This window comes from Serratia sp. AS12 (genome assembly GCF_000214195.1).
Classification (GTDB): domain Bacteria; phylum Pseudomonadota; class Gammaproteobacteria; order Enterobacterales; family Enterobacteriaceae; genus Serratia; species Serratia plymuthica.
Genome location: NC_015566.1, coordinates 3,487,370 through 3,512,367, shown reverse-complemented (window position 1 = coordinate 3,512,367; position 24,998 = coordinate 3,487,370). Strand labels below are relative to the sequence as shown.

Here is a 24,998-nt window from a genome sequence, read left to right as displayed (position 1 = left end):
GGGTGTCGGCGGCATGTCAAAGGCGGATTACACATTCTGTGACTGTTTGCTTACAGAATGCGCAACCCGTTGAGCTTTTGGCAGATTTATCCCGTCATGCCTCAGGCTGTCTCTGTGCTCATGCCCCGAATCGCTGGCGGGCGCAGAGAAATAATTCGGCTGCCTTCAATCTGGCGCGACGAGCCGAATAACCGCTTAATCCTCGATTTTGGCGCGGTAAACCCGCTGCGGACGGCCAACCTTGCCGTAAATGATCTCGGCGCGGAGCTGCTGGGCAGCGGTGGAAAATTCCAGATAACGGCGCGCGGTGGTGCGGCTTAGCCCCATGTTTTTCGCCACGCTTTCGGCGGTGTGGCTGGCCGAAGGTTGCTCGAACAGGGCGCGTACTTTTCCCAGCGTGAGTTCATCAATACCCGCCGGTAAGGCCGCCTGTTGTTCACCGCGCGAATAGGTATTGAACATCTCGTCAACACGGCGCTGGTTAAGGCGCGCGTTATCTTTCAGCGCCTGGCGCCGCTGGCTGAACCGCAGCAGGGTAGCGGCCAACCGGTCATAGGCCAGGGGTTTGATCAGGTAATCGAACACCCCGCATCGTAACGCTTCGGCTACCGTATCCCTATCGCTGGCGGCGGTGATAAACACGATACCGCCCGTGTAGCCGCTCAGGGTCAACTCGCGCAACAGTTCAATGCCCTGGCCGTCGGGCAGGAAGTTGTCCAGCAGGATCAGATCCGGTCTGAATCGTTCCACCATCATGCGCGCCTGCCCCAGCGTGCCGGCCAACCAGATTTGTCGGCCGCCGCCATGCTGCTTGATGAACTCCGCATGCATCTCCGCCAGCGGCGTTTCATCTTCGACGATAAGAATATTTAGCCATTCCATAATTAAATCCATACTTGCAATAAACATGCAAAATTAATGTAAGTTAATCGTGTCTAAAAAATAAACGTCACTTTATGAATAAACACCATAAAAATAATTAAGTAAATAAAAAACATTAAACAACTTATTACCGGATGAGTGTTTGTGAAACAGGTCAATAATTCGCGTTTTTTTTCTGTTTACCATAGCTTCATTAAATAAACCTATCACTATTTTTAATTTCAACTTTATGGTTTTAAAGGTTTTATCTCTGCGTGTTAATTAAAATGGTTTTTTGTTATTTATTGGTTATTTTAGAGAGATAATTATGTTGGGCGGCGCCGTATTTAATCGGGTGAAAAGATCAGATCATAAAGACATTGCGCAGATTAATGCGTTTCTGCGCAGTAACGATTTGAATATTGATACTACGGTAGAGATTTTTATTACCGTGGCCCAGGACGATAAGTTGGTCGCCTGCGGCGGCATCGCAGAGAATATTATCAAATGCGTCGCCATCAGCCCGCAAATGCGTGGCGAAGGGCTGGCGCTTACGCTGGCGACCGAACTGGTGAACCTGGCCTATGAACGCCACTACACCCAACTGTTTATCTACACCAAACTGCAAAATGAGCCGTTGTTCCGCCAGTGCGGCTTCTACCCGATAGCCCGCGTGCCGGGCATCGTGGTGCTGATGGAAAACAGCCCATGCCGCCTGAAACGCTACGCGGCCCAGTTGGCGGGCCAGCGGCGGCCAGGCAAGCGCATCGGCAGCATCGTGATGAATGCCAATCCTTTTACCCGCGGCCATCAATATCTGGTGCGCCAGGCGGCGGCAAAATGCGACTGGTTGCACCTGTTTCTGGTGAAAGAAGACACCTCGCGTTTCAGCTATGAGGATCGGCGGCGGCTGGTGCTGGCGGGCACTGCCGATATCGCCAACCTGAGGGTGCACGAAGGATCGCAATACGTCATATCCCGCGCCACTTTCCCTTGTTATTTCATTAAAGATCAGGGTATTGCCGATGACTGTTACACCGAGATCGATCTGAAGATCTTTCGGCAGTACCTGGCACCCGCGTTGGGCATTACCCACCGTTTTGTCGGCAACGAGCCGTTCTGCGCGGTAACGGCGAAGTACAATCGCGATATGCGCTATTGGCTGGAAACGCCGGCACTGCCCAGCCCGCCGATCGCCCTGGTGGAAATTGAGCGTTTGCAATATCAGGGCACGGCGATCTCCGCCTCCTGGGTGCGCAAGCTGCTGGCGGCGGGGGATTTCCACGCCGCCGCGCCGTTGGTACCGCCAGACACCCTTTATTACCTGCAAGATTTGCAAACGCAGCGCCGGGCCAAACCGGCGGCCAAACCCTTTGGTTTACTGCCCAAGCCCGTTATTAGGGAGAGCGTGCCGAAGGGGTCGTAACGGCCTTGGCCGTCGACCAATTTGCCGGGAGCAAATTGGAACGACTTCATGTCGGCCCAGAGGGTGGGACACAGGGATGTGTCCCATAATGGCCCCTCGGTGCGCTAGGCCCGGGTATCTCGGGCGTGAAGACCATTTTGTGATTAAACCCTTTGTATCCGCACAATCAGGTGAACGATGAAAATTATCCGAGAAGCAATGGCCGGCACGCTGGAATCCAGCGATGTCATGGTGCGCATCGCACCCGCTGAGGGGCCGGAGCACGATCTGCTGATCGCCAGCAGCGTGGAAAAACAGTTCGGCCACGCCATCCGCCACACGTTGCTCGAGGTGCTGCAGCGTTATCAGGTGGAGCCGGTGCAGGTGATGGTGGACGACAAAGGCGCGCTCGACTGCGTGCTGCGTGCCCGGCTGGAAACCGCGCTGATGCGCGCCAGCGACAATGGCCAACTGCCGTGGGGGACGCGTAATGAAAACGCTGAATAAACACCGCCTGCGCCGCAGCATGCTGTTCGTTCCTGGCGCCAATGCGGCCATGGTGAGCAACGCCTTTATCTATCAGGCCGATGCACTGATGTTCGATCTGGAAGACTCGGTGATCCTGCGTGAAAAAGACGCGGCGCGGCGGTTGGTGTACCACGCTCTGCAACATCCGCTGTACCGGGAAGTGGAAACCATAGTGCGGGTCAACGCGCTGGATTCCGCCTACGGGCTGGCGGATCTTCAAGCGGTGGTGCGCGGCGGGGCGGATATCGTGCGCCTGCCGAAAACCGACAGCGCGCAGGACGTCGTGGAGATGGAACGCGAGATAGCCGCCATCGAAGCCGACTGCGGCCGCCCGGTCGGCAGCACCGGCCTGCTGGCGGCGATTGAATCGGCGGCGGGCATCACCCATGCGGTGGCGATTGCCCATGCCTCGCCGCGCCTGATCGGCATTGCTCTGGGTGCGGAGGACTACGTGCGCAATCTGCGCACCGAGCGCTCGCCGGAGGGCATCGAACTGCTGTTTGCACGCTGCTCGCTGTTGCAGGCGGCGCGGGCCGCCGGCATTCAGGCGTTCGATACCGTGTATTCCGACGCCAACAACGAAGCCGGGTTCCTCCAGGAAGCGGCGTTGATCAAACAGCTCGGTTTCGACGGCAAATCCCTGATCAATCCCCGGCAGATCGAACTGCTGCACAACCTGTATGCGCCGACAGCCAAAGAGGTGGCTCATGCCCAGCGCGTGGTGGACGCCGCCGCAGCGGCAGAGCAGGAAGGGCGCGGGGTGGTGTCGCTCAACGGCAAAATGGTCGACAGCCCGGTGATTGAACGCGCGCGGCTGGTATTGCAACGCGCGGCGCTTTCCGGCATCCGCGAAGAGTCGGTTCAGCAGGGAGAGGAAGCATAATGAAACGTCAACAACGACTGATGCCCCTGAACACCCTGGCGGACCTGCGCTGCTATCAGGACGCCACCAAGGCCAATCAACAGGCCCGCAAACCGCGCGATGCTAAACGCTGCGACACGCTGGAACAGGCGGTGCGCCGCAGCGGGTTACAGGACGGCATGACCATCTCCTTCCACCATGCGTTTCGCGGCGGTGACCTGGCGCTGAATCAGGTGATGGAGACGCTGGCGGCGATGGGGTTCCGCAACCTGACGCTGGCCTCAAGCTCGCTAAGCGAATGCCACGCGCCGTTGGTCGGCCACATTCGTCACGGGGTCGTGAGCCGCCTCTACACTTCTGGCCTGCGCGGCCCATTGGCGGAAGCTATCTCACGCGGCCTGCTGGCCGAACCGGTACAAATCCATTCCCACGGTGGCCGGGTCAATCTGATCGAGTCCGGCGAGCTGAATATTGACGTCGCCTTCCTCGGCGTACCGGCCTGCGATGATTTCGGCAATGCCAACGGTTACAGCGGCGAAGCCTGCTGCGGCTCGCTCGGCTATGCCAAAGTGGATGCCGACACGGCGCGCACCGTGGTGTTGTTAACCGAATCGATAGTGCCTTATCCGCACCATCCGGCCAGCCTGGCGCAGGATCGAGTGGATCTGATCGTACAACTGCTGCGGGTGGGGGACGCCGACAAGATCGGTGCCGATGCCACGCGCATGACCTCCAATCCGCGTGAACTGCTGATTGCTCGCCGCGCCGCCGAGGTGATTGCCGGGTCCGGCTACTTTACCGAAGGTTTCTCGCTGCAAACCGGCACCGGCGGCGCTTCGTTGGCGGTGACGCGTTTTCTGGAAGACAAAATGCGTGCACGCGGCATTCGCGCCGGTTTCGCCCTCGGCGGTATCACCTCGACCATGGTGGATCTGCATGAAAAAGGGCTGATCGGCCGGCTGATGGACGTGCAGAGCTTTGACCGCGTGGCGGCGATGTCTTTGGCGCGCAATCCCAACCACATTGAGATCAGCGCCAACCAATACGCCAACTTCAGCTCGAAGGGGGCCACGGTCGACAGGCTCGACGTGGTGGTGCTGAGCGCGCTGGAAATCGACACCGATTTTAACGTCAACGTGCTGACCGGCTCCGATGGCGTGTTGCGCGGCGCTTCCGGCGGCCACTGCGACACCGCAGCGGCGGCGCGGCTGGCGATCATCGTGGCGCCGCTGGTGCGCGGGCGCATTCCGACGCTGGTGGAACAGGTGACCACCTGCGTGACCCCGGGTTTCAGCATCGACATTTTGGTTACCGATCATGGTATTGCCGTCAACCCGACACGCCCGGAGCTGGTGCAGCGGTTGCAGGAGGCCGGTTTGCCGGTGGTCGATATCGACTGGCTGCGCCGCCGCGCGTTGCTGTTGACCGGCGAGCCCGAGCCCATCGCCTTTACCGATAAGGTAGTGGCGGTGGTGCGTTACCGCGACGGTTCAGTGATCGACGTGGTGCATCAGGTGGCGGAGTAATCCTATGGCTTACGTTGCCCCCGAACTGGCCGCCAACCGCGCCGTAAGCCTGCCGGAGCTGCTCACCAGCCGCGATTGCCGCCAGGCGCGCCAACAGGCATGGCTGGCGCGCCATCAATCCACGCTGCTGGTACTGACGCTGGTGGTGCCCGGTGCGCGAAAAGACAGCGCGCTGACGCGCAACATCTTCAACCTCGGCTGGCAGGCGCTGCAACAGCTAGGGCGCGAGCAAGGTTGGCGCTGTCTGCAGGCCGAAACGCTGGCGCTCGCCACCGGCTGCGAAGGTTTTCTGGCGTTGCAGGCCGATGCCCGGCGGGTGAAAGACTGCGCCATGCAGTTAGAGGTGCAACAGCCGATTGGCCGGCTGTGGGATATCGACGTGCTGGACACCCAGGGGCGTATTTTGTCGCGGCGCGATCTGGGGTTGGCGGAACGTCGCTGCCTGTTGTGCGGCCAGCCGGCCAAACTGTGCGCCCGCCAACGGCGGCACGGCAGCGAACAGCTGCTGCAGCAAATGGAAAGGATGCTCAATGATGCGCTCTCAGCCCGTTAAGCCTGTCGGGCGTGCGCCGCAAGCGGCGGTACAGGATTTCGCCCGCACCGCCTACCGCGCACTGCTGGTGGAAGTGAACCTCACGCCCAAACCGGGGCTGGTGGATCGCCATAACAACGGCGCTCACCGGGATATGAACCTCGGCCACTTTTATCGCAGCGCCCGCGCCATTGGCATCTGGTTGCCGCGTTTTATCCAACAGGGTTGCGACGATGCGGCGCGCCCGGCCGACGAACAGCTGTTGCGGCTGCGCCCGCTGGGCCTGGCCTGCGAAAACCATATGTTCCAGGCCACCGGCGGCGTCAACACCCATAAAGGCAGCGTGTTTTCCCTCGGCCTGTTGTGCGCCGCTTTTGGCCGCCGTTATCAGCAGCAAAAGAAGATCGATGCCGCAACGCTGTGCGCCGAGGTGGCGGCCATGTGTCGTGGGCTGGTGGCCCGCGAGCTGCAAACCCGCAACGCATTGCAGACTGCCGGCCAGCGGTTGTTTGCCGAACATGGCCTGAGCGGCGCACGCGGCGAGGCGGAGTCCGGCTTTGAGCGGGTGATCAACGGCGCGCTGCCGTTCTACCGACAACGGCTGAAGGCGGGCTGCGATGAGCAGACGGCGCTGATGGACAGCCTGCTGTGGCTGATGGCCCACAACCAGGACACCAACGTCGCCTCGCGCGGCGGCCTGGCCGGGCTGCGCTGGTTGCAGCGGCGTGCCGACGGGCTGTTGGCGCAGGGCGGGGCGCAGGGCGAACGGGGCAGGCAACGCCTGCGGCAGTTCGACGCCGACTGCATCCTGCGCCACCTCAGCCCTGGCGGCAGCGCCGATCTGTTGATCGTCACCTGGCTGCTGGCGCAATTACCGCATTCCGATATCCCCGCGGCCATTCAAGCGGCAACGTGAAATCCACAGGGTATAGCCAAAAAAATAACCCGTCTTCAGGAGAGTCTTATGTCTCAAACCCAGGAAAAAATCTGGAAAGCGATAGCGCCGCTGCTGGTACTCGCGATCCTGCTGTTGATACCCACGCCCGACGGCATGCCGCCGCAGGCCTGGCGCTATTTCGCCCTCTTTGTGGCGATGATTGTCGGCATGATCCTGGAGCCGATCCCGGCTACCGCCATCAGCTTTATCGCCGTGACTCTCAGCGTGCTCAGCGCCAACTGGGTGCTGTTTGGCGCGCAGGAACTGGCGGAACCGGGTTTCAAGGCCGGTAACGAGGCGTTGAAATGGGGGCTGGCGGGCTTCTCCAGCACCACCGTCTGGCTGGTATTCGGCGCGTTCATCTTTGCGCTGGGCTACGAGGCCACCGGACTGGGGCGGCGTATCGCGCTGTTCCTGGTGAAGTTTATGGGCAAGCGTACCCTGACGCTCGGCTACGCGGTGGTGATCATCGATATCCTGCTGGCGCCGTTTACCCCGTCCAACACCGCACGGACCGGCGGCACGGTGTTCCCGGTGGTGAAAAACCTGCCGCCGCTGTTTGATTCGTTCCCCAACGACCCTTCGTCGCGGCGTATTGGCGGCTACCTGATGTGGATGATGGTGGTCGGCACCAGCATCAGTTCGTCGATGTTCGTCACCGGTGCGGCACCCAACGTGTTGGGGATTGAGTTTGTCGGCAAAATCGCCGGGGTGCACATCAGCTGGATGCAGTGGTTCCTGGCCTTCCTGCCGGTCGGGCTGTTGCTGCTGATTGTCGCGCCGTTGATTTCCTATTACCTCTACAAACCGGGCGTGACCCACAGCAGCGAAGTGGCTGCCTGGGCCAACACCGCGCTGGGTGAAATGGGCAAGCTGACGCGCAAGGAGTGGACCCTGATTGGCCTGGTGTTGTTCAGCCTGAGCCTGTGGGTGTTCGGCGGCAAGTGGCTGGACGCCACCACGGTCTGCCTGCTGGCGGTCTCGCTGATGCTGGCGCTGCACGTGGTGTCGTGGAAGGACATCACCAAATACTCCAGCGCCTGGAACACGCTGGTTAACCTGGCGACATTGGTGGTGATGGCCAACGGCCTGACGCGCTCCGGCTTTATCGACTGGTTTGCCCAGACCATGAGCACCCACCTGGACGGCTTTTCGCCGAACATGACGGTGGTGGCGCTGGTACTGGTGTTCTACTTCGCCCACTACCTGTTCGCCAGCCTGTCGGCGCATACCGCCACCTTGCTGCCGGTGATCCTGGCGGTCGGCAAAGGGCTGCCTGGCGTGCCGATGGAGCAACTTTCGATGCTGCTGGTGTTGTCGATCGGCATCATGGGCGTGCTGACGCCGTACGCCACCGGGCCGGGGGTGATTATCTACGGCTGCGGCTACGTGAAATCGAAAGATTACTGGCGGATGGGTGGCATTCTCGGCGTGGTGTATATCGCCGCGTTGCTGTTGATCGGCTGGCCTATCCTGCGTTTGTGGTACTGAGTTGCCTGCGGCCATCGCTCGTGGCCGCTTGTCGGATCCTCTCCCCGTGATACCCATCACACACTTCAGCGGATAACCTCTCCATCATAGCGAGGCGAAAGCTAACATATTCAAAATAATCACTTTCCTGGAGCCTCTGCGGATGAGAAGAAAAACGTTATTGCTGTGCTTGCCCTTATTGTTGACCGGGAATGCCCTGGCGGAAACCAACGACTATCAGTTGGAGCAGGTGCTGCTGATGAGCCGCCATAACCTGCGTGCGCCGCTGGCCAATAACGGCAGCGTGCTGGCGCAGTCTACCCCCAAAGCCTGGCCGGCCTGGGATACGCCGGGTGGCCTGTTGACCACCAAGGGCGGGGTGCTGGAAGTGTATATGGGCCACTATTTCAACGAGTGGCTCAAGCAGACCGGCGTATTGCCGCAGGAAGGCTGCCCGACCGCCGGCAGCGTTTACGTTTACGCCAACAGCCTGCAACGCACGGTCGCGACCGCGCAGTTCTTTACCAACGGCGCGTTCCCCGGCTGCGACATCAGCGTGCACCACCAGGAAAAAATGGGGGAGATGGATCCCACCTTCAACCCGATCATCACCGACAACAGCGAAGCCTTCAATCAACAGGCGCTGGGGGCGATGAACACCGAGCTGGCCTCGCTGAAGCTGGATGCCGCCTACAAACAACTGGCGAAAATCATCGATTACAAAGCGTCCAGCGCCTGTAAAACCGACAAGCACTGCGATCTGACCAAAGAAGCCAGCAAGATGAGCGCGGTGCCGGGCAAAGAGCCGGGCGTCGCCGGCCCGCTGCGGGTGGGGAACTCGCTGGTGGACGCCTTCATGCTGCAATATTACGAAGGCTTCCCGATGAAGGACGTGGCCTGGGGCAAAATCACCACACCGCAGCAGTGGAAACAGCTGGCACAGTTGAAAGACGGTTACCAGGATTCGCTGTTCACCTCACCGGTGGTGGCGCAGAACGTCGCCAAACCGCTGCTGACCTACATCAACGGCGCCTTGATTGGCGAACGCAAACCGGATGCGCCTAAGGTGACGGTGCTGGTGGGCCATGACTCCAACATCGCTTCGCTGCTGTCGGCGATGCGCTTCAAGCCTTATCAGCTGCCGCATCAGTATGAGAAAACGCCGATTGGCGGGAAACTGGTGTTCCAGCGCTGGCACGATAAGAAAAACGATCGCGACCTGCTGAAGATTGAGTATGTCTACCAGTCTGCGGACCAACTGCGCAATGCCAACCCGCTGACGCTGAAAACGCCGCCGCAGCGCGTGACGCTGGCGCTGGAAGGCTGCCCGGTGGATAAACAGGGCTTCTGTGCCTGGAGCGATTTCGAAAAAACCATGAAAGATATTCTGTAACCCTACCGTACCTCTCCCTCCGGTTGGGGGGAGAGGAATAATCGTTGTTGCCGGTCCATCCGGCGTCTAAAATTAGCGGCCTGCACACTCACCCTGGACGACACGTGTTCTCTTCTTTTATCCCCACCATCGAATGGCTGAACCTGGACGGTTATCCGGGGCAGGTCGCCCGTTGCCGTTTTTCCCTGGCGGACTATCAGGACCGCTGTTTCGGCGACGCCGGTATGGCGATCCCCGATCATCTGGCGCGTGCGGTGCCAAAGCGGCGGGCGGAGTATCTGGCCGGGCGTTATCTGGCGCGGGCATTGCTGACGCCGTTGGGGTTTGCGGATTTTACCCTGCCGCGGGGAGAAGACCGGGCGCCGCAGTGGCCGCAGGGAATTGCCGGTGCGCTCAGCCATAATGCGGATACCGCGCTGTGCGCGGTGCATCGGGAGAGCGGGCTGGGTGGCGTGGGGCTGGACGTTGAAACGCTGATCCCGACTGAACGGGCCGAAGAACTGTGGACCGCCATCGTCGGCGAGGAAGAGTGCGCAACGCTGCGCCAGCGGCCGCAGGCGTTTAACCAGCTGCTGACGATAGCGTTCTCCGCCAAAGAGAGCTTGTTCAAAACGCTGTACCCGCAGGTGGGTTGCTACTTTGATTTTCTCGATGCGCGCCTGGTAACGATAGATACGCAACAACAGACCTTCGAACTGGAACTGCTTAAGTCACTCACGGCGCATTGCCACGCCGGCCGTCGTTTTAGCGGGCGTTATTGGCATAAAAGTGACGATGTCACTACATTTATCTATTTATAAATCAATTAAATAATTGACGTGACGTCGTCACTTTATCTGTCGGCGGCGCAACAGATGACGCGTACCTTCCGACACCAATAACAGCACCGCCAGCCAGATCGGAATATAGGTCAGCCATTCGTCGCGGCCGATACTCTCGCCCAGCAACAGCGCCACCACCACCAACAGCACCGGCTCCACATAGCTCAGCAGGCCAAACAGGCTGAACGGCAGCAGGCGGCTGGCCAGGATATAACACACCAGCGCGGAGGCACTGAGCATCCCCAACAGCGGGATCTGCACATACAGCAGCGGATGAGTGGCCAATGCGGCCTGCGGCCCGTTTCCGCCAAAGGCGAACCAGCCGGCGACCGGCAGCATCAGCGCCAGTTCGCACCACAGCCCGCCAAGGTTATCGGTGCCGAAATGCCGACGAAGAATAAAGTAAACCGGATAACCCAGCGCCACCACCAGTGTCGCCCAGGAGACGCCACCGACCTGATACAGCTCGTTGCCGACGCCGATAATGGCGCAACCCACCGCCAGCGTTTGCAGCAGCGACAGGCGATCGCGGAAAATCACTCGCCCTGCCAGCACCATGGTCAGCGGCAGCAGGAAATAACCGAGCGACACCTCCAGCGCCTTGCCATGCAGCGGCGCCCACAGGAACAACCACAGCTGAACCCCCAGCAGCGCGGAACTCAGCGGCAGAAACAGCAGGCGGCGCGGCCGCTGTTTGATCCAGCGCAGCGTCTCGCTGACCCGGCGCCAGTCGGCGGAAAAAATCATAAACAGCGTCAGGAACGGCACCGTCAGCAGGGTGCGCCAGCCGAAGACCTGTTCACCGTCAAGCGGGGCCAGCGTGGAGGTGTAGTAATACATCACGGCGAACAATACCGAGGCGACAACCGAAAGAACGATCCCTTTAATCACGCGTGATCCCGAAAGGTTATTGATTTTATTGCAGGTACTCTAGAGAAGTTTGGCGCGTACAACAATGGCGCGTATCACACTGGACAATCCTTGGCGGCGAGTTAAAATAAATACTGGATATTCATACAGGCGTTAAGCAATGACTCTCGATCTTTTCGAAGACGCCGTGCCGCCGCCGTGGCGCGAGCAGATCGCTCCGGGCGCGGTGGTGATGCACGGTTTTGTGCGCGACCACGGGCCGGAACTGTTGGCGGCGGTAAAGGGGGTGATCGCACAGGTACCGTGGCGGCACATGACCACGCCGGGCGGCCATGTGATGTCGGTGGCGATGAGCTGGTGTGGTAACGGCTGGAGCAGCGACAGCCGCGGCTACCGTTACTCCGAGCGTGATTCGCGCAGCGGCAAACGTTGGCCGCCTATCCCGGCTATTTTTATGGCGCTGGCAGACGAAGCGGCGCAGCAGGCGGGCTTTGCGCCGTTCGTGCCGGATTCGTGCCTGATGAACCGCTACGATCCCGGCAGCAAGCTGTCGCTGCACCAGGATAAAGACGAACACGATTTTGGCTCACCGATCGTGTCGGTGTCACTGGGATTACCGGCGGTGTTCCAGTTCGGCGGCATGCAGCGCAGTGACCGGGCCCAGCGCATTCCCCTGGCGCACGGCGACGTCGTCGTGTGGGGCGGCCCGTCGCGGCTGTGCTTTCACGGCATTATGCCGATCAAAGAGGGCTACCATTCGTTGGTGGGGCCGCACAGGATCAACATCACCTTACGCAAGGCGCTTTAGCTGCGGCTCTTTGGCCAGGCAGGCGACCAGATAATCGATAAACACCCGCAGTTTGGGCGGCAGATGCTGGTTGGGTGCATACAGCAGCCACAGGCCACCGTGGTAGCTGCTGAGGAAATCCCACTCCGGCAGCACCTGCACCACTTCACCGCTGTCCAGCGCCTGCCGGGCGGTAAAATAGGGCAGGCTGCCGATGCCGAAGTGCTGTTTCACCGCATCCAGCCGCACGCCGGTATGGTTGGCGGCATAGCGGCCGCGCACGTTCACCGTGATCGTTTTGCCGGCGCGACGGAATTTCCAGCGGGCGTCGTTGGGCGTTTCCCCCAGATAAATGCAGCTGTGCTGTGCCAAATCCTGCGGCTGTTGTGGCGTGCCGTGCTGCGCCAGATACTCCGGCGTGGCGCACAACAGGTGTTCTATCGTCATCAACTGGCGGCCGATCAGCCCGGGCGATGGGCGATCGGTAATGCGTAACGCCAGATCGACCCGATCGTCAATCAGGTCCATATAGCGGTCTTCCAGCCGCAGACGCACGTCCACCTTGGGGTAGCGGCGCAAAAATGCCGGGATATGCGGGTGCAGCACGAAGCTGCCTACCGCTTTGGGGACGCTGACGCTGATCAAGCCTTCCGGTTCTACAGCGCCCTGGCCGCTGATTTCCATCACCGAATGCGCGGCCTCCAGCATGTTGCGGCAGCGCAGGAAGGCTTCTTCGCCCTGTTCGCTCAGGCGCAGCTTGCGGGTAGTGCGATGCAGCAGTTGCAGCGCCAGTGCCTGTTCGAGTTTCGCCACGCTGCGGCTGGTGGCCGAGGGCGAGGTGCCCAGCAGGCGGGCGGCGGCGGAGAAGCTGCCGCTTTCCACCACCTGAACGAAAACGGCCATTTCGGCCAGCAGAGAATGGGATAGATTTGTGCTCACAGCGCAAAGGTCCATTGTAAAGAAGACGGATTATCCTTTGATTATGGCATGAATATACTAGGCAGAGTTCCGTAACCAGGAGAAAGCCATGACCGAACGACTTTATTATTACAGCGACGAGCTACAGGGCGAAGCGCAGGTGTTGGCCTGCACCCCGGTCGAAGACGGCGGATATGCCGTGGAGCTGAGCGCGACGCTGTTCCACCCGCAGGGCGGCGGGCAACAGGCCGATACCGGCTCTCTCGGCGCCATCCCGGTACTGCGCGTGGCGCAGCAGGGCGATAAGGTGCTGCATTTCACCACCGAACCCGTGAGCGCCGGGCCGGTGAACCAACAGGTGGATGGCGAGCGGCGCCGGTTGCACGCCCGCTGGCATTCCGCCGGCCACCTGATTGGCTGGGTAGGGGAAAACCACGGCTGGCAACCGGTGAAGGCGCATCATTGGCCAGGTGAAGGGCGCATCACCTTTGCGCCGGGCGCAGACCCGCAAACGCTGGAGCAAGGTGCCCTGCAGGCGGAACTGCAACGGCTGATTGCGGCCAATTTGCCACGCAGGCAGTTGGACGTCGATGGCGTGCGTCAGGTAGGTTTCGGCGATCTGCCCGTTTACGGCTGCGGCGGCACCCACGTGGCCTCGCTGAGCGAGCTGGGCGCGGTGACCATCACGGCAGTGAAGATGAAAAAAGGGCAGTTGATTGTGCAGTATGAAATGGGCTGAAATTTGAGCCGGACCGGCTATCTCGCCGGCCCGGCCTGTCGCAGCTGGGTGCAGAAAGCGCATTGGCATCCGGCCTGCAGCAATGCTGCGCAGGTGCCGATGTTGACCGCCTGCGCATCCATCGCGTGAAAACCATAGAACATAGTCTCGAGGGTATTTTCCGCCGCACGCGCCTGTTCTGGCTGCGGTCCCGGCACCTTCGACTGAAACGCGGCCGCCCGCCCGGCCAGCAGGCCAAGGAACAGCAGCGAGAGTTGAATTTTCATCCTGGCTCTCCTGATTTTGGTTTTTGATACACTATAACATTACCTCGATTCTGCCAAGCCAGAGCGCCTTGTGCGTTTTCCACCCTTGGTTAGCGAAATTAGTTCGTTCAACTCCCCGCCGATTTGGTTTGTTATCTATACCCGTCGCCTTTCAAGCCGCAGCGTTGTTGGCTGCGGCTTGAAATTCATAGGGTAAAACCCATAACGTTCCGAAATAAAGAAGGCGTGGCAAATCTATGTTTAAGTTCTCTTTCAACACATTAACCGGCGGGATAACAGTGGCATTGGGGCTGGCGGCGAGTGTTCATCCGGCGCTGGCGGCGGTGCAGGGCGGCACGCTGGTCTACCTGGAGCAGCAGGCGCACACCAACCTTTACCCGCCCTCCGGCGGTTTCTACCCCAACGGCGGCATCCTCAACCAGATCACCGACAAACTGACCTATCAGAACCCGAAAACGCTGGAGATTGAGCCGTGGATCGCCGAATCCTGGAGCAGCAACGCCGACAAAACCGAATACACCTTCAAGCTGCGCCCGGGCGTCACCTTCTCCGATGGCACGCCGCTGGACGCCAACGCGGTGGCGAAGAATTTTGATACCTACGGCCTGGGCAACAAAGACAAACGCCTGCCGGTGTCGGAGGTGATCAACAACTATGACCGCAGCGAAGTGATCGACCCGCTGACCGTCAAATTTTACTTCAAGCATTCATCGCCGGGCTTCCTGCAGGGCACCGCCACCATAGGTTCGGGGCTGGTGTCCCTCAGCACCCTGAACCGCAGTTACGACGAACTCGGCGACGCGCGCCATATCATCGGCTCCGGCCCGTTCGTGGTCAGCGGCGAAACGCTGGGGCGCGAAGTGGACCTCAGCGTACGCAAGGACTACCACTGGGGGCCGGCCAAACTGGCGCAGCAGGGGCGCGCCAATCTGGACGGCATCAAGGTGATCGTCATCGGCGAAGACAGCGTGCGTATTGGGGCGTTGCAGGCCGGTCAGGCGGACTTTATTCGCCAAATTCAGGCTTATGACGAGAAGCAGACTCAGGATCAGGGGTTCACGATTTACGCCGCCCCGACGCGTGGCGTTAACGACAGCGTCTCCTTCCGGCCGGACAACCCGCTGGTGAGCGACCTGCGGGTGCGTCAGGCGCTGCTGCATGCCACCGACAGCAAGCAAATCGTCGAGACGCTGTTCTCGGCCAATTACCCGCAGGCCAAATCGGTCATCGCCTCGTCCGCCGCCGGTTTTGTCGATCTGTCCGACAAACTGAAGTTCGATCCGCAGTTAGCCAACCGTCTGCTGGATGAAGCCGGCTGGAAAAAGGGCAGCGACGGCCTGCGCGAGAAAGAGGGTAAAAAACTGCTGCTGAATGTGTATGAATCCCTGCCGCAGCCCCAGAACAAGGCGGTGCTGCAGTTGGTTTCGCAGCAGTGGGGCAAGGTGGGTGCACGCCTGAATATCCTGGCCGGTGACGCCGGCAGCCGGGTGGCGGATAACCTCGATCCGCAGAAAACCCCGGCGACGGTGGTGGAAGTGGGCCGCGCCGATCCTGATGTGATTAAAAGCCAGTTCTACCCGACCAACCGCGATGCGTTGTTGCAAAAGGGCGGCAGCGGCAAGAACAGCCAATTCAGCGATGACAAGCTGAACGCGCTGCTGCTGGGCATCGCCTCCGAGGTCGATGCGCAAAAACGCCTGCAAATCGCCGGCGAGGCGCAAAACTACCTGCTCGATCAGGCCTATGTGATCCCGTTCTTTGAGGAGCCGCAGGTGTTTGCCGGCGCGCCTTATCTGAAGGGCGTCAGTTTTGAAGCGGTCGGCCGCCCGAGTTTCTATGGCGCCTGGTTAGAGAAACATTAAGGAGGCCACGATGACCCGATATCTGGCAGGGCGCATTGGGCAGGCGGTGCTGGTGCTGTGGGCGACTTTCACCCTGTCGTTTATCCTGCTGCAGGTGCTGCCCGGCGATGCGATTCTGATTAAGTTCCAGAACCCGGACATGGGGCTAAGCCCGGCGCAAATCGCCGACATGCGCGCCGCTTATGGGGCCAACGTCTCGCTGTGGCAGCAGTATTTGCACGCACTGGGCAACGTGCTGCGTGGCGACCTGGGTTACTCGATTCAGGCCGGCGTGCCGGTTACCGATCTGCTGGCCACCAACCTGCCCGCCACACTGCAACTGGCGGTACTGGGCTTCTCGCTGGCGTTGATCCTGGCGCTGGCGATTGCCTTTCTTTCCAATTTGAGCGGTTTCGGCGGGCTGAGATCGGCGTTGCAATCGCTGCCCTCGTTGTTTGTCTCGGTGCCTACCTTCTGGTTGGGCATCGTGTTGATCCAGGTGTTTTCATTCCAGCTCAAGTTGATCCCGGTGATCAACCCGGGCGAGTGGGAAGGGTTGATTTTGCCGATCGTGACGCTGGCGGTACCGATCTCTGCCCCGCTGGCGCAGATCCTGATCCGCAGCATCGATCAGGTCCAGACCCAGCCGTTTGTCGCCGTGGCGCGCGCCAAAGGCGCCAGCCGCAGCGGGGTGTTGTGGCGGCATGTGACACGCAACGCCATGCTGCCTGCGCTGACCATCGCCGGCATTTTGTTCGGCGAACTGATCGCCGGGGCGTTGATCACCGAAACCGTATTTGGCCGCAGCGGGCTGGGGCAACTGACCCTGCAGGCGGTGCTTAATCAAGACGTGGCGGTGTTGCAGGCGATCGTGGTGATTTCCGCCGCCGCCTTCGTCACCATCAACCTGCTGGTGGATCTGCTGTTCCCGCTGCTGGATCCCCGGTTGAAAACGCAGACAGGAGCCGCCGTATGAGCAGTATCTCCTTTGAAAAAGCGACCGTGCCGGAACGCGATCTGGCCGGGCTGGAAAGCGAAGGCACTTTACCGGCCAGCCGCCCGCGCCGCCGCAGGCGCGTACCGGTGACGCTGTTGCTGGCCTGGGCGGTGATCGCCATCGCGGTGTTGTGGGCGCTGGCGCCGCAGCTATTTACCGCCTACAGCGGCACCGAGGGCATTGCCGGCGCGCAGCGGCTGGCGCCGGGCGGGACACACTGGCTGGGCACCGATCAATTGGGGCGCGATCTTTACGCACGCATTGTTTATGGCGCTTCGCAAACGCTGTCCGCTGCGCTGGTGGCGGTGGCGTTGGGCTTGTTGCTGGGTACTGCGCTAGGGCTGATTGCCGGTGCGGTGGGCGGCGTGGCGGACGATGCGGTCATGCGCCTGGTCGATGTGCTGCTGTCGATTCCCGGCCTGCTGTTGTCGCTAAGCATCATTATCCTGCTGGGGTTTGGCACGGTAAACGCCGCCATCGCCGTCGGGATCACCTCGGTCGCCAACTTCGCCCGCCTGGCGCGCGCGGAAGTGGTGCGGGTGCGGCACAGCGACTACGTCGAAGCGGCCTATGGCAGCGGCGGCACCTTTTGGGCGGTGCTGTGGCGGCACATTCTGCCGAACTCGCTGACCTCGGTGATTGCTTTCTCGGCGCTGCAATTCGGCAGCGCCATTCTGGCGATCGCCACCCTGAGCTTCCTCGGTTACGGCACGCCGCCACCAACGCCGGAATGGGGGCTGTTGATCGCTGAAGGGCGCAACTACATTTCCACCGCCTGGTGGCTGACCACTTTCCCCGGTTTGGCGGTGGTGGCGGTGGTGCTGGCGGCTAACCGCATCAGCCGCGCGCTGGCGAGGACGCATTGATGAGCATTCAAACCGCATTGCAACGGGCCGCCGCTACGCCGGTGCTGGAGCTGGACAAGGTTTCCATCGCCTATCAGGAGGCGGCTGGCAGCCGCCGGGTGGTACACGACGTCTCTTTCTCGATCCAACCGGGTGAGGTGGTAGCTCTGGTCGGTGAGTCCGGTTCGGGCAAAACCACCACCGCGCAGGCGATCATTGGCTTGCTGACGGAAAACGGCCGCCTGGAGCAGGGGGCAATCCGCCTCAACGGCACCGACATTGCCCACTGGTCGTCACGCCGATTGGATGCGGTGCGCGGCGCGCAAATCAGCCTGATCCCGCAAGACCCTTCCAGTTCGCTTAACCCGGTAAAAACCATCGGTGAGCAGGTGGCGGAGATCGTCAACATTCACCGCCGTCTGCCGCGCAAGCAGGTGCAGCAGCGGGTGGTGGAGCTGCTGACACGGGTTGGCCTGACGCACCCGGAGCTGCGGGTGCGTCAATACCCGCACGAGCTTTCCGGCGGCATGAAACAGCGGGTGCTGATCGCTATCGCCATTGCGTTGCAGCCGGCGCTGATTATCGCCGATGAGCCCACCAGCGCGCTGGACGTCACGGTGCAGAAACGCATTCTTGATCTGATCGACGAACTGCGGCAGGAATTCGGTACGGCGGTATTACTGGTGACCCACGATCTGGCGGTGGCGGCGGAGCGCGCCGATAGGTTGCTGGTGTTCCGTCACGGCCGGGTGCAGGAGCAGGGCGTGACCGCCGAGGTGCTGCGTGCCCCCGCCAGCGACTATACCCGCCGGCTGTTTGCCGATGTGCCTTCGTTGGCCGGTGCCGCTGCGCCGCAGCTAAACCTTGGCACGCAAGCGCCGGCGATCCAGGTTAACGGGTTGGTGAAAGATTTTCGTCTGGCCGGCTCCGGCGGCAAAAGCTACCGCGCGCTGGATCAGGTTTCCTTCGGCGTGCAGAGCGGCACTACCCATGCGCTGGTGGGGGAATCCGGCTCCGGCAAGACCACGCTGGCGCGCTGCCTGCTCGGTTTTCAGCGGCCGGACGCCGGGCAAATCATTATCGACGGCACCGATTTCACCCGGCTGAAGGGGGAAGCGCTGCGCCAGTTCCGCCGCCGTATTCAGTTGGTGTACCAAAACCCCTTCGGTTCACTTGATCCTTCGCAGACGCTGTATCAGGTCATTGAAGAGCCGCTGCTGAACTTCGAACCCTTGGGCAAAGCCGAGCGCTATCGTCGGGTGCGCGAGCTGTTTGAACGGGTGGCGCTGCCGGACGATCTGCTTGGCCGCAAGCCACGCGAGCTGTCCGGCGGCCAACGCCAGCGGGTGGCTATCGCCCGGGCACTGGTGTTGCAGCCAAGGGTACTGGTGCTGGACGAAGCCACTTCGGCGCTGGACGTGACGGTGCAGGCGCAGATCCTGCGCTTGCTGCAGGATTTACAGCAAGCGTTGGGGCTGACCTATTTGTTTATCTCGCATGACCTGGCGACGGTGCGGCAGATTTCGCACAGCGTATCGGTGTTGCACCGTGGGCAGCAGGTGGACGGTGGCGCGACCCGTGACCTGTTCGCCATGCCGGGCAGCGATTACACCCGTCAGCTGATTGAGGCCATTCCCGGCCGCCAAAGGTATGCCGCACAGCCAAAGAGTGAGGACGCGTTCCATGAGCAGTAAGAGACTTGGTTTTTTCACCCGGTTGTTGGATCAGGGCAGCGCGCAACAGCGTTACCGGCTGGCGACCGAACAGATCGTGCATGCCGAACGGGCCGGGTTTGATACCGCCTGGGTGGCGCAACACCACTTCCATGAGGATGAGGGCGGCCTGCCTTCGCCGCTGGTGTTTCTGGCGCAGGTGGCGGCGCGTACCCGCCATATTCGATTGGGTACCGGGGTTATCACGCTGCCGATGGAATCGGCAATTCGCGTGGCGGAAGACACCGCGGTGCTGGATCTGTTGTCCGATGGCCGGCTGGAGGTTGGCATTGCCGCCGGCGGCACGCCGTCCTCGTTCAGCGCCTTCGGGTTCGATGCCCAACAGCGCAATGCGGTGTTTGCCGACAACGTCAACACCCTGCTGCGGGCCTGGCGCGGTGAGGCGTTGGGCGGCGAGGATAACCGTTTGTATCCGGCAGCGCCGCAGTTGGCGCAGCGCGTCTGGCAAGCCACCTTCTCGGTGGAGGGCGGCGAGCGCGCCGGCCGGGCCGGTGACGGCCTGATGCTGTCGCGCACTCAACCGCGCCCGATGGATGCGCCGGATTTGCCGCTGGACGCGTTGCAAAACCCGATTATCGACGCCTATCTGGCGGCGTTGCCGCCCGGCATAGCGCCGCGCATCATGGGTTCGCGCACGGCGTTTGTCACCGACCACAGCCAGCAGGCGCGGGACTTCGCCGCGCAGGGGCTTGCCCGGGGGCTGGAACGCCTGCGCGCCAGCGGCCACCGGCCGTCCGATGAATCACTCGACGGATTGATCCGCGCCTTTGACGTGCACCTGGGCACGCCGGATCAGGTTATTGCCTCGCTGCAAAAAGACAGCGCGCTGGCGCGGGTGACCGATCTGGCGTTTCAGGTGCATTCGATCGACCCGCCGCACGCCCATGTCCTGCGTTCGATCGAACTGATCGCCCGCCATGTTGCTCCGGAGCTGGGCTGGCAACGCCGCAATCCCGCTTCCATCTCCCACGAACATCACGCTGAGGAAAAGGTATGACAGCCACATTGAACACTGAAGATCTGCTGGCGGCGCTGGCAGAGATTGCGCCCGGTTCGGCTTTGGCGCAGGCCAGAGCGACGCGTCAGGCGGCAACAGACGCCATTCAGGCCAGCTATCAGGCGCTGTTTGCTCCCGCCGACGCCGGGGATTTCCCGCCGGCGCAGCGGCTGCTGATCGCGCAGCGCATCAGCGAATGGCAGGCAGACCGGCCATTGGTCGCACACTATGCGGCGTTGCTGCAACAGCAGGGCGGCGCACCGGCCGGCCCGCGTTGGCAGGCGGCGTTGGATCATGCCGAACGGTTGGCGTTCAAACCCGCCAGCGCCGATGCACGGCATTTGCAGGGGTTGCAACAGGCCGGTTGGTCGCTGGACGATATCGTCACGCTGTCGCAACTGATCGCTTTTGTCAGCTTCCAAAGCCGCCTGCTGACCGGTTACCGGCTGCTGGGCGATAAACCGGTTGAGGTGACCGGCTCCCCGGTCAGGGCCGGCGCTTGGCGTACCGACCCCGTCACGTTGAGCGGCCGCCATGCGCCGCCGGTGTTTACCCGCGAGGAACTGGGGTGGGAACCTTGGATCGCCGCCAAGCCGCTGGCGGAGTTTGATGAGCCGGGCCAGGCGTTGTTGACGCGCTTCGGGCATAGCGATTCGGATTATTTCCGCCTGCTGGCGCGCAATCACCCGGTGCTGGAACAGCGCACGTTGGCGGACAGGGCGATTTTCTATACCCCCGGCGGGCTGGAGCGTAAAGATCGCGAACTGGCGGCGACGGTGGCCAGCAAGGTCAACGGCTGCATCTATTGCGCCTCGGTACATGCGCGCAAGGCGGCGCAGCTGTCGAAACAAACGGAAGAGGTGCAGCGTCTGCTGGACGTAGCGCCGGGTGGCGTACTGAGTGAGGGGCAAGGGGCTCGTTGGCGGGCGCAGATTGATTTTGCCGCCGCGCTGTCCGCCACGCCGCCGCAGGCTAACGCTCAGCATCTGGCAGCGCTGCGCGAGCAGGGGCTGGACGAACTGGCGCTGTTGGATCTGGTGCAATCAACGGCGTTCTTTGCCTGGGCCAACCGGCTGATGCTGACGCTGGGCGAACCTTTCGACGACTAAAGCGGACGCCCGTCTTACATCGGCCACACCGCATCGCGCACGGCGATCGCTCTGGGCAGCAGGCCCAGGGCGTAAAACCGGTCGGCAATGCTTTGTTGTTCGCGGATCACCTGGACATTCATGGCGCGGGTTTCATGGCTGCGGCGCGACAACGCCAGCTCAAGCGAGGCCGGTGGCAACCCCAGTTCGCTGGAGAGATAACGCGCCGCTTCAACCGGCTGCTCGGCAATGTAGCGGCCGGTATTTTGCAGCGCCAGCATCACCTGCTGGAGCAGATCGCCCGACTGCTCGGCAAAGCGACGTCTCGCCAGATAGAACTGCTGATTCAGCACCCGCTGCGTGCCGTCGGCTATCACCCGCAATTCCCCCGAACGCTGCGCGTCGCTGAGCAACGGATCCCACATCATCCAGGCGTCTACCGCCTGATAGTCGCTCGCCGACAGCGGATACTTCGGCGGCGCGTAGACTATGCGCACGTCGCTTAGCGCCAGCCCTTGCTCGTCGAGCATCTGCACCAGTAAATAGTGGACGTTGGAGCCTTTGTTGACCGCGATGCGCTTGCCGCGCAGATCGGCGGCGCTGCGGATCGGGCTGTTGTTCGGTACCACCATCGCCACGCTTTGCGGCGCCGGCGGTTCATAGGCCACATAGACCATGCCATGCCCTTGAGCCTGGGCGAAAATCGGCGGTACCTCGCCGGTGGTGCCGAAATCGATCTCGTCGTTATTCAGTGCATGCAACAGCTGCGGCCCGGCGGGGAACTCGCTCCACAGGATGCTGATGTGCCGGTCGGCGAAGCGCTGCTCCAGACTTTGCCGCGCTTTGAGCACCCCGAGATTGCCGAATTTCTGATAGCCGATACGCAACTGTTGCTCCTGTTCCTGCTGCGGCCAGGCGGCGGGAGGCGAAACGGCGGTAGAGGTGGCGCGGCGGCGCGGTTTGATCAACCCGAGATGCGCCAGGTGGGTGCGCAGCGTGTTGCGGCTGATGCCAAGCAGCATGGCGGTTTGCAACTGGTTGCCGTCGCAGGCCTCGAAGGCGCTGCGCACCAGCGAGTTCAGTACCCGCTGATAGAGCTGCGTGGTGTCCCCTTGCAACTGGCGGCGCATAAAGTGCCCGATGGCGTCATCACCGGCGATGCCGGCATCTTGCAGGTTTTGATTCAGCCGCAGCTGGTGGGGGGCGATCAGCGCATCTTTGCTCAGCAGCACGGCGTTGTGCAGGGTATTTTCCAGTTCACGCACGTTGCCCGGCCAGTGGTAATCCAGCAGCGCCTGCAGGGTTTCCGGTGCCAGCCGCAGCCGGGGCCGCCCCAATCGGTGGCCGTACAGCGTAAGAAAATGCTGGGCCAGCACCGGAATATCGTCCGGCCGTTGGCGCAGCGGCGGCAGCGTAACCGCCGCCACGTTGAGCCGATAATAGAGGTCTTCGCGAAACAAGCGTTCGCGGATAGCGTTGGCCAAATCCACATGGGTGGCGGCAATCACCCGGACATTCACCTTCAGCGCCTTGCGCGAACCGACGCGGGTGATCTCCCGTTCCTGCAATACCCGCAACAGTTTTACCTGTAATGGCAGGCTCAGCTCGCCTATTTCATCCAGCAGCAGGGTGCCGCCTTCCGCCGCCTCGAACCACCCCTGATGGGTGCTGGTGGCGCCGGTAAAGGCGCCTTTCTCATGGCCGAACAGCTCGGCCTCGGCGAGGCTTTCGGTCAGCGCGCCGCAGTTCACCGCCAAAAACGGCTGATGACGGCGCAGGCTGTTGTGGTGCAGATAGCGCGCCACTACCTCCTTGCCGGTGCCGGTTTCACCGACGATCAGCACCGTGGCGTCGGTCGGCGCCAGCCGGTCCAGCACGCTTTGAAAGGCGATCGACGCCGGGTCGATCAGCACCGGTTTGTCTGGCGCATAGGGTTGCGGGTTATGCATTGGGTGGCTCCAGGCTTGGCCGAGGCTAACAGAGAAAAAATCTTATCCCAGCAGGGCGCTAACGGCGAGGGGAGCCAAAGCGCGGGTTGCTGCAAAAGCAGCAGTTCATCAGCAACGGCTGTTGCCAATGCAGCAGTTTTGCCCGCGCTGTAAATCTACAACCGGATGATTTTAAACAACTAAAAATTCCCACGACGCTGGCATGCATCCTGCTAACAGATTTATAACCAAAGGGTAATTTTCTATCGATGAATACCAGAAATGGTTATATGGGAAAGGCATAATGACTGAGTCCGTGAAAGAGAAGATTAACGTTTTCTGGTTCCTGCCGACCCACGGCGACGGCCGTTACCTTGGCACCGCCGAGGGCGGGCGGCCGGTGGATTTACCCTACCTGCAACAAGTGGCGCTGGCCGCCGACAATCTGGGGTACTACGGCGTGCTGATCCCCACCGGCAAGAGCTGCGAAGATTCCTGGCTGGTGGCGGCGGCATTGGCGCCGATCACCCGTCGTCTGCGCTATCTGGTGGCGGTAAGACCAGGTTTGCAGCCGCCGAGCCTGGCTGCACGCATGGCGGCAACGCTGGACCGGCTGTCCGAGGGGCGGCTGTTGATCAACGTGGTCACCGGCGGCGATCCGGTGGAGAACAAGGGCGACGGCATTTTTCTTAGTCATGCAGAGCGCTATGAGGTGACGCAGGAGTTTCTCGAGGTCTACCAGCGCTTAATGAAGGGCGAAAAGGTTGATTTTGCAGGCAAGCACATTCATGTCGAAGGCGCGGAACTGCTGTTCCCCCCGGTGCAGGAAAACGGCCCGCCGCTCTATTTCGGCGGTTCCTCCGAAGAGGCTATCGGTATCGCCGCCAACCAGATAGACACCTATCTCACCTGGGGCGAGCCACTGGAGCAGGTGGCGGAGAAACTGGCGGTGGTACGCCAACGCGCCGAACAACAGGGGCGCAAGCTCAACTACGGCATTCGCCTGCATGTCATTGTGCGCGAGACGGAAGAGGAGGCCTGGGCCGCCGCCGATCGGTTGATAAGCCATCTGGATGAAGGCACCATTGCGGCCGCGCAGAAAATTTTTGCGCGCATGGATTCCACCGGGCAAAAACGCATGAGCGCACTGCACGGCGGCTCGCGGGAAGATCTGCGCATTGGCCCTAACCTGTGGGCCGGCGTCGGCCTGGTGCGCGGCGGCGCCGGCACCGCGCTGGTGGGTAATCCGCAGCAGGTGGCGGAACGCATTCGCGAGTATCGGCAGCTTGGCATCGACAACTTTATCCTTTCCGGCTATCCGCACCTCGAAGAGGCCCATCGCTTCGCCGAACTGGTGATGCCGCTGCTGCCGCTGGCGCAGCCGGTGAACTCGACGGGGCGCACGGTGAATACCGGCCCGTTCGGTGAAACCATCGGCGGCGACAAACGGCCCGCCTGATAATAAAGGCGGTGTGATGGCCGCGTGCGCAATACCCCAATTCCCTCAGGGTTAAGCCCCCAATCTCATTCTGCGGCAGCGCCTTCTGCCGTAGTTTTATCCTTCAAAAAGAGAATAATTACGTTTCCCTGCATTTTTTTAACATGGGTTACAAATGCACATATCTCTTATCGCTATCGTGACGAATAATTCAAA

The 24,998-nt window shown here is 61.3% G+C and carries 23 protein-coding genes; 18 read left to right on the top strand and 5 right to left on the bottom strand.

Going from position 1 to position 24,998, the window contains the following annotated elements; translation table 11 throughout:
- Positions 1 to 195 precede the first annotated feature (195 nt).
- Positions 196 to 882, bottom strand: a complete 687-nt coding sequence (gene dpiA / locus SERAS12_RS16430) for a two-component response regulator DpiA (RefSeq protein WP_013813715.1) — start codon at positions 880 to 882, stop codon at positions 196 to 198.
- Between the two features lie 307 nt (positions 883 to 1,189).
- Here dpiA and citC point away from each other — a divergent pair, with 307 nt between their 5' ends.
- The 9 genes from citC to SERAS12_RS16385 all read left to right on the top strand — a co-directional run bounded on the left by citC (position 1,190) and on the right by SERAS12_RS16385 (position 10,314).
- Positions 1,190 to 2,287, top strand: a complete 1,098-nt coding sequence (gene citC, locus SERAS12_RS16425; RefSeq protein WP_013813714.1) for a [citrate (pro-3S)-lyase] ligase — start codon at positions 1,190 to 1,192, stop codon at positions 2,285 to 2,287.
- A 177-nt stretch (positions 2,288 to 2,464) separates the two neighbouring features.
- Positions 2,465 to 2,773 carry a citrate lyase acyl carrier protein gene (gene citD, locus SERAS12_RS16420; protein WP_013813713.1) on the top strand — a complete coding sequence of 103 codons (309 nt, stop codon included), beginning with the start codon at positions 2,465 to 2,467 and terminating at the stop codon, positions 2,771 to 2,773.
- Positions 2,757 to 3,677, top strand: a complete 921-nt coding sequence (gene citE, locus SERAS12_RS16415) for a citrate (pro-3S)-lyase subunit beta (RefSeq protein ID WP_013813712.1) — start codon at positions 2,757 to 2,759, stop codon at positions 3,675 to 3,677. Before citD ends, citE begins: the two co-directional genes overlap by 17 nt.
- Positions 3,677 to 5,182 (top strand): citrate lyase subunit alpha, encoded by a 1,506-nt coding sequence (gene citF, locus SERAS12_RS16410; protein ID WP_013813711.1) that lies wholly within the window; start codon positions 3,677 to 3,679, stop codon positions 5,180 to 5,182. Before citE ends, citF begins: the two co-directional genes overlap by 1 nt.
- A 4-nt stretch (positions 5,183 to 5,186) precedes the next feature.
- Complete coding sequence (citX, locus tag SERAS12_RS16405) at positions 5,187 to 5,735, top strand: citrate lyase holo-[acyl-carrier protein] synthase (RefSeq protein ID WP_013813710.1); 549 nt, start codon at positions 5,187 to 5,189, stop codon at positions 5,733 to 5,735.
- Complete coding sequence (gene citG / locus SERAS12_RS16400) at positions 5,716 to 6,630, top strand: triphosphoribosyl-dephospho-CoA synthase CitG (RefSeq protein ID WP_041416616.1); 915 nt, start codon at positions 5,716 to 5,718, stop codon at positions 6,628 to 6,630. Before citX ends, citG begins: the two co-directional genes overlap by 20 nt.
- A gap of 48 nt (positions 6,631 to 6,678) precedes the next feature.
- Positions 6,679 to 8,142, top strand: coding sequence for an anion permease (locus tag SERAS12_RS16395; RefSeq protein ID WP_013813708.1), 1,464 nt, complete (start codon positions 6,679 to 6,681; stop codon positions 8,140 to 8,142).
- A 142-nt stretch (positions 8,143 to 8,284) separates the two neighbouring features.
- Complete coding sequence (gene agp / locus SERAS12_RS16390) at positions 8,285 to 9,514, top strand: bifunctional glucose-1-phosphatase/inositol phosphatase (protein WP_013813707.1); 1,230 nt, start codon at positions 8,285 to 8,287, stop codon at positions 9,512 to 9,514.
- A 44-nt stretch (positions 9,515 to 9,558) separates the two neighbouring features.
- Positions 9,559 to 10,314 (top strand): 4'-phosphopantetheinyl transferase, encoded by a 756-nt coding sequence (locus tag SERAS12_RS16385; RefSeq protein WP_013813706.1) that lies wholly within the window; start codon positions 9,559 to 9,561, stop codon positions 10,312 to 10,314.
- Between the two features lie 27 nt (positions 10,315 to 10,341).
- On the opposite strand, the gene rarD is transcribed toward SERAS12_RS16385, so the two are convergent.
- Positions 10,342 to 11,226: an EamA family transporter RarD gene (gene rarD / locus SERAS12_RS16380; RefSeq protein WP_013813705.1), complete on the bottom strand. Its 885-nt coding sequence runs from the start codon at positions 11,224 to 11,226 to the stop codon at positions 10,342 to 10,344.
- A gap of 139 nt (positions 11,227 to 11,365) precedes the next feature.
- Here rarD and alkB point away from each other — a divergent pair, with 139 nt between their 5' ends.
- Positions 11,366 to 12,013: a DNA oxidative demethylase AlkB gene (alkB, locus tag SERAS12_RS16375; protein WP_013813704.1), complete on the top strand. Its 648-nt coding sequence runs from the start codon at positions 11,366 to 11,368 to the stop codon at positions 12,011 to 12,013.
- Here the strand turns inward: alkB and SERAS12_RS16370 are convergent.
- Entirely contained in the window at positions 11,996 to 12,931 is a 936-nt protein-coding gene (locus tag SERAS12_RS16370) for a LysR family transcriptional regulator (protein WP_204248507.1), read from the bottom strand. The two genes, alkB and SERAS12_RS16370, sit on opposite strands and share 18 nt — an antisense overlap.
- A gap of 88 nt (positions 12,932 to 13,019) precedes the next feature.
- On the opposite strand from SERAS12_RS16370, the gene SERAS12_RS16365 reads away from it, so the two are divergent.
- Positions 13,020 to 13,649 (top strand): hypothetical protein, encoded by a 630-nt coding sequence (locus SERAS12_RS16365; protein WP_013813702.1) that lies wholly within the window; start codon positions 13,020 to 13,022, stop codon positions 13,647 to 13,649.
- A gap of 17 nt (positions 13,650 to 13,666) precedes the next feature.
- On the opposite strand, the gene SERAS12_RS16360 is transcribed toward SERAS12_RS16365, so the two are convergent.
- A complete protein-coding gene (locus SERAS12_RS16360) occupies positions 13,667 to 13,915 on the bottom strand; it encodes a hypothetical protein (protein WP_013813701.1) in 249 nt (82 codons plus the stop codon).
- A 236-nt stretch (positions 13,916 to 14,151) separates the two neighbouring features.
- Between SERAS12_RS16360 and SERAS12_RS16355 the strand changes: the two genes are divergently transcribed.
- Genes SERAS12_RS16355 through SERAS12_RS16330 form a run of 6 tightly spaced genes read left to right on the top strand, consistent with a single transcriptional unit; the run spans position 14,152 to position 21,437 of the window.
- Entirely contained in the window at positions 14,152 to 15,777 is a 1,626-nt protein-coding gene (locus tag SERAS12_RS16355) for a TIGR04028 family ABC transporter substrate-binding protein (protein WP_013813700.1), read from the top strand.
- A gap of 10 nt (positions 15,778 to 15,787) precedes the next feature.
- Complete coding sequence (locus SERAS12_RS16350) at positions 15,788 to 16,732, top strand: ABC transporter permease (protein ID WP_013813699.1); 945 nt, start codon at positions 15,788 to 15,790, stop codon at positions 16,730 to 16,732.
- On the top strand, positions 16,729 to 17,619 hold the full coding sequence (locus tag SERAS12_RS16345; protein ID WP_013813698.1) for an ABC transporter permease: 891 nt from the start codon (positions 16,729 to 16,731) through the stop codon (positions 17,617 to 17,619). Before SERAS12_RS16350 ends, SERAS12_RS16345 begins: the two co-directional genes overlap by 4 nt.
- Positions 17,619 to 19,292 carry an ABC transporter ATP-binding protein gene (locus tag SERAS12_RS16340; RefSeq protein ID WP_013813697.1) on the top strand — a complete coding sequence of 558 codons (1,674 nt, stop codon included), beginning with the start codon at positions 17,619 to 17,621 and terminating at the stop codon, positions 19,290 to 19,292. Before SERAS12_RS16345 ends, SERAS12_RS16340 begins: the two co-directional genes overlap by 1 nt.
- Positions 19,282 to 20,328, top strand: coding sequence for a putative FMN-dependent luciferase-like monooxygenase (locus SERAS12_RS16335; RefSeq protein ID WP_013813696.1), 1,047 nt, complete (start codon positions 19,282 to 19,284; stop codon positions 20,326 to 20,328). The genes SERAS12_RS16340 and SERAS12_RS16335 overlap by 11 nt, the downstream gene beginning before the upstream one ends.
- Complete coding sequence (locus SERAS12_RS16330; RefSeq protein ID WP_013813695.1) at positions 20,325 to 21,437, top strand: alkylhydroperoxidase domain protein; 1,113 nt, start codon at positions 20,325 to 20,327, stop codon at positions 21,435 to 21,437. Before SERAS12_RS16335 ends, SERAS12_RS16330 begins: the two co-directional genes overlap by 4 nt.
- A 14-nt stretch (positions 21,438 to 21,451) precedes the next feature.
- Here SERAS12_RS16330 and SERAS12_RS16325 read toward each other — a convergent pair whose 3' ends face one another.
- Positions 21,452 to 23,365, bottom strand: a complete 1,914-nt coding sequence (locus SERAS12_RS16325; RefSeq protein ID WP_013813694.1) for a sigma-54-dependent Fis family transcriptional regulator — start codon at positions 23,363 to 23,365, stop codon at positions 21,452 to 21,454.
- 283 nt (positions 23,366 to 23,648) lie between these two features.
- Between SERAS12_RS16325 and ssuD the strand changes: the two genes are divergently transcribed.
- Positions 23,649 to 24,803 (top strand): FMNH2-dependent alkanesulfonate monooxygenase, encoded by a 1,155-nt coding sequence (gene ssuD / locus SERAS12_RS16320; protein ID WP_013813693.1) that lies wholly within the window; start codon positions 23,649 to 23,651, stop codon positions 24,801 to 24,803.
- Positions 24,804 to 24,998 lie beyond the last annotated feature (195 nt).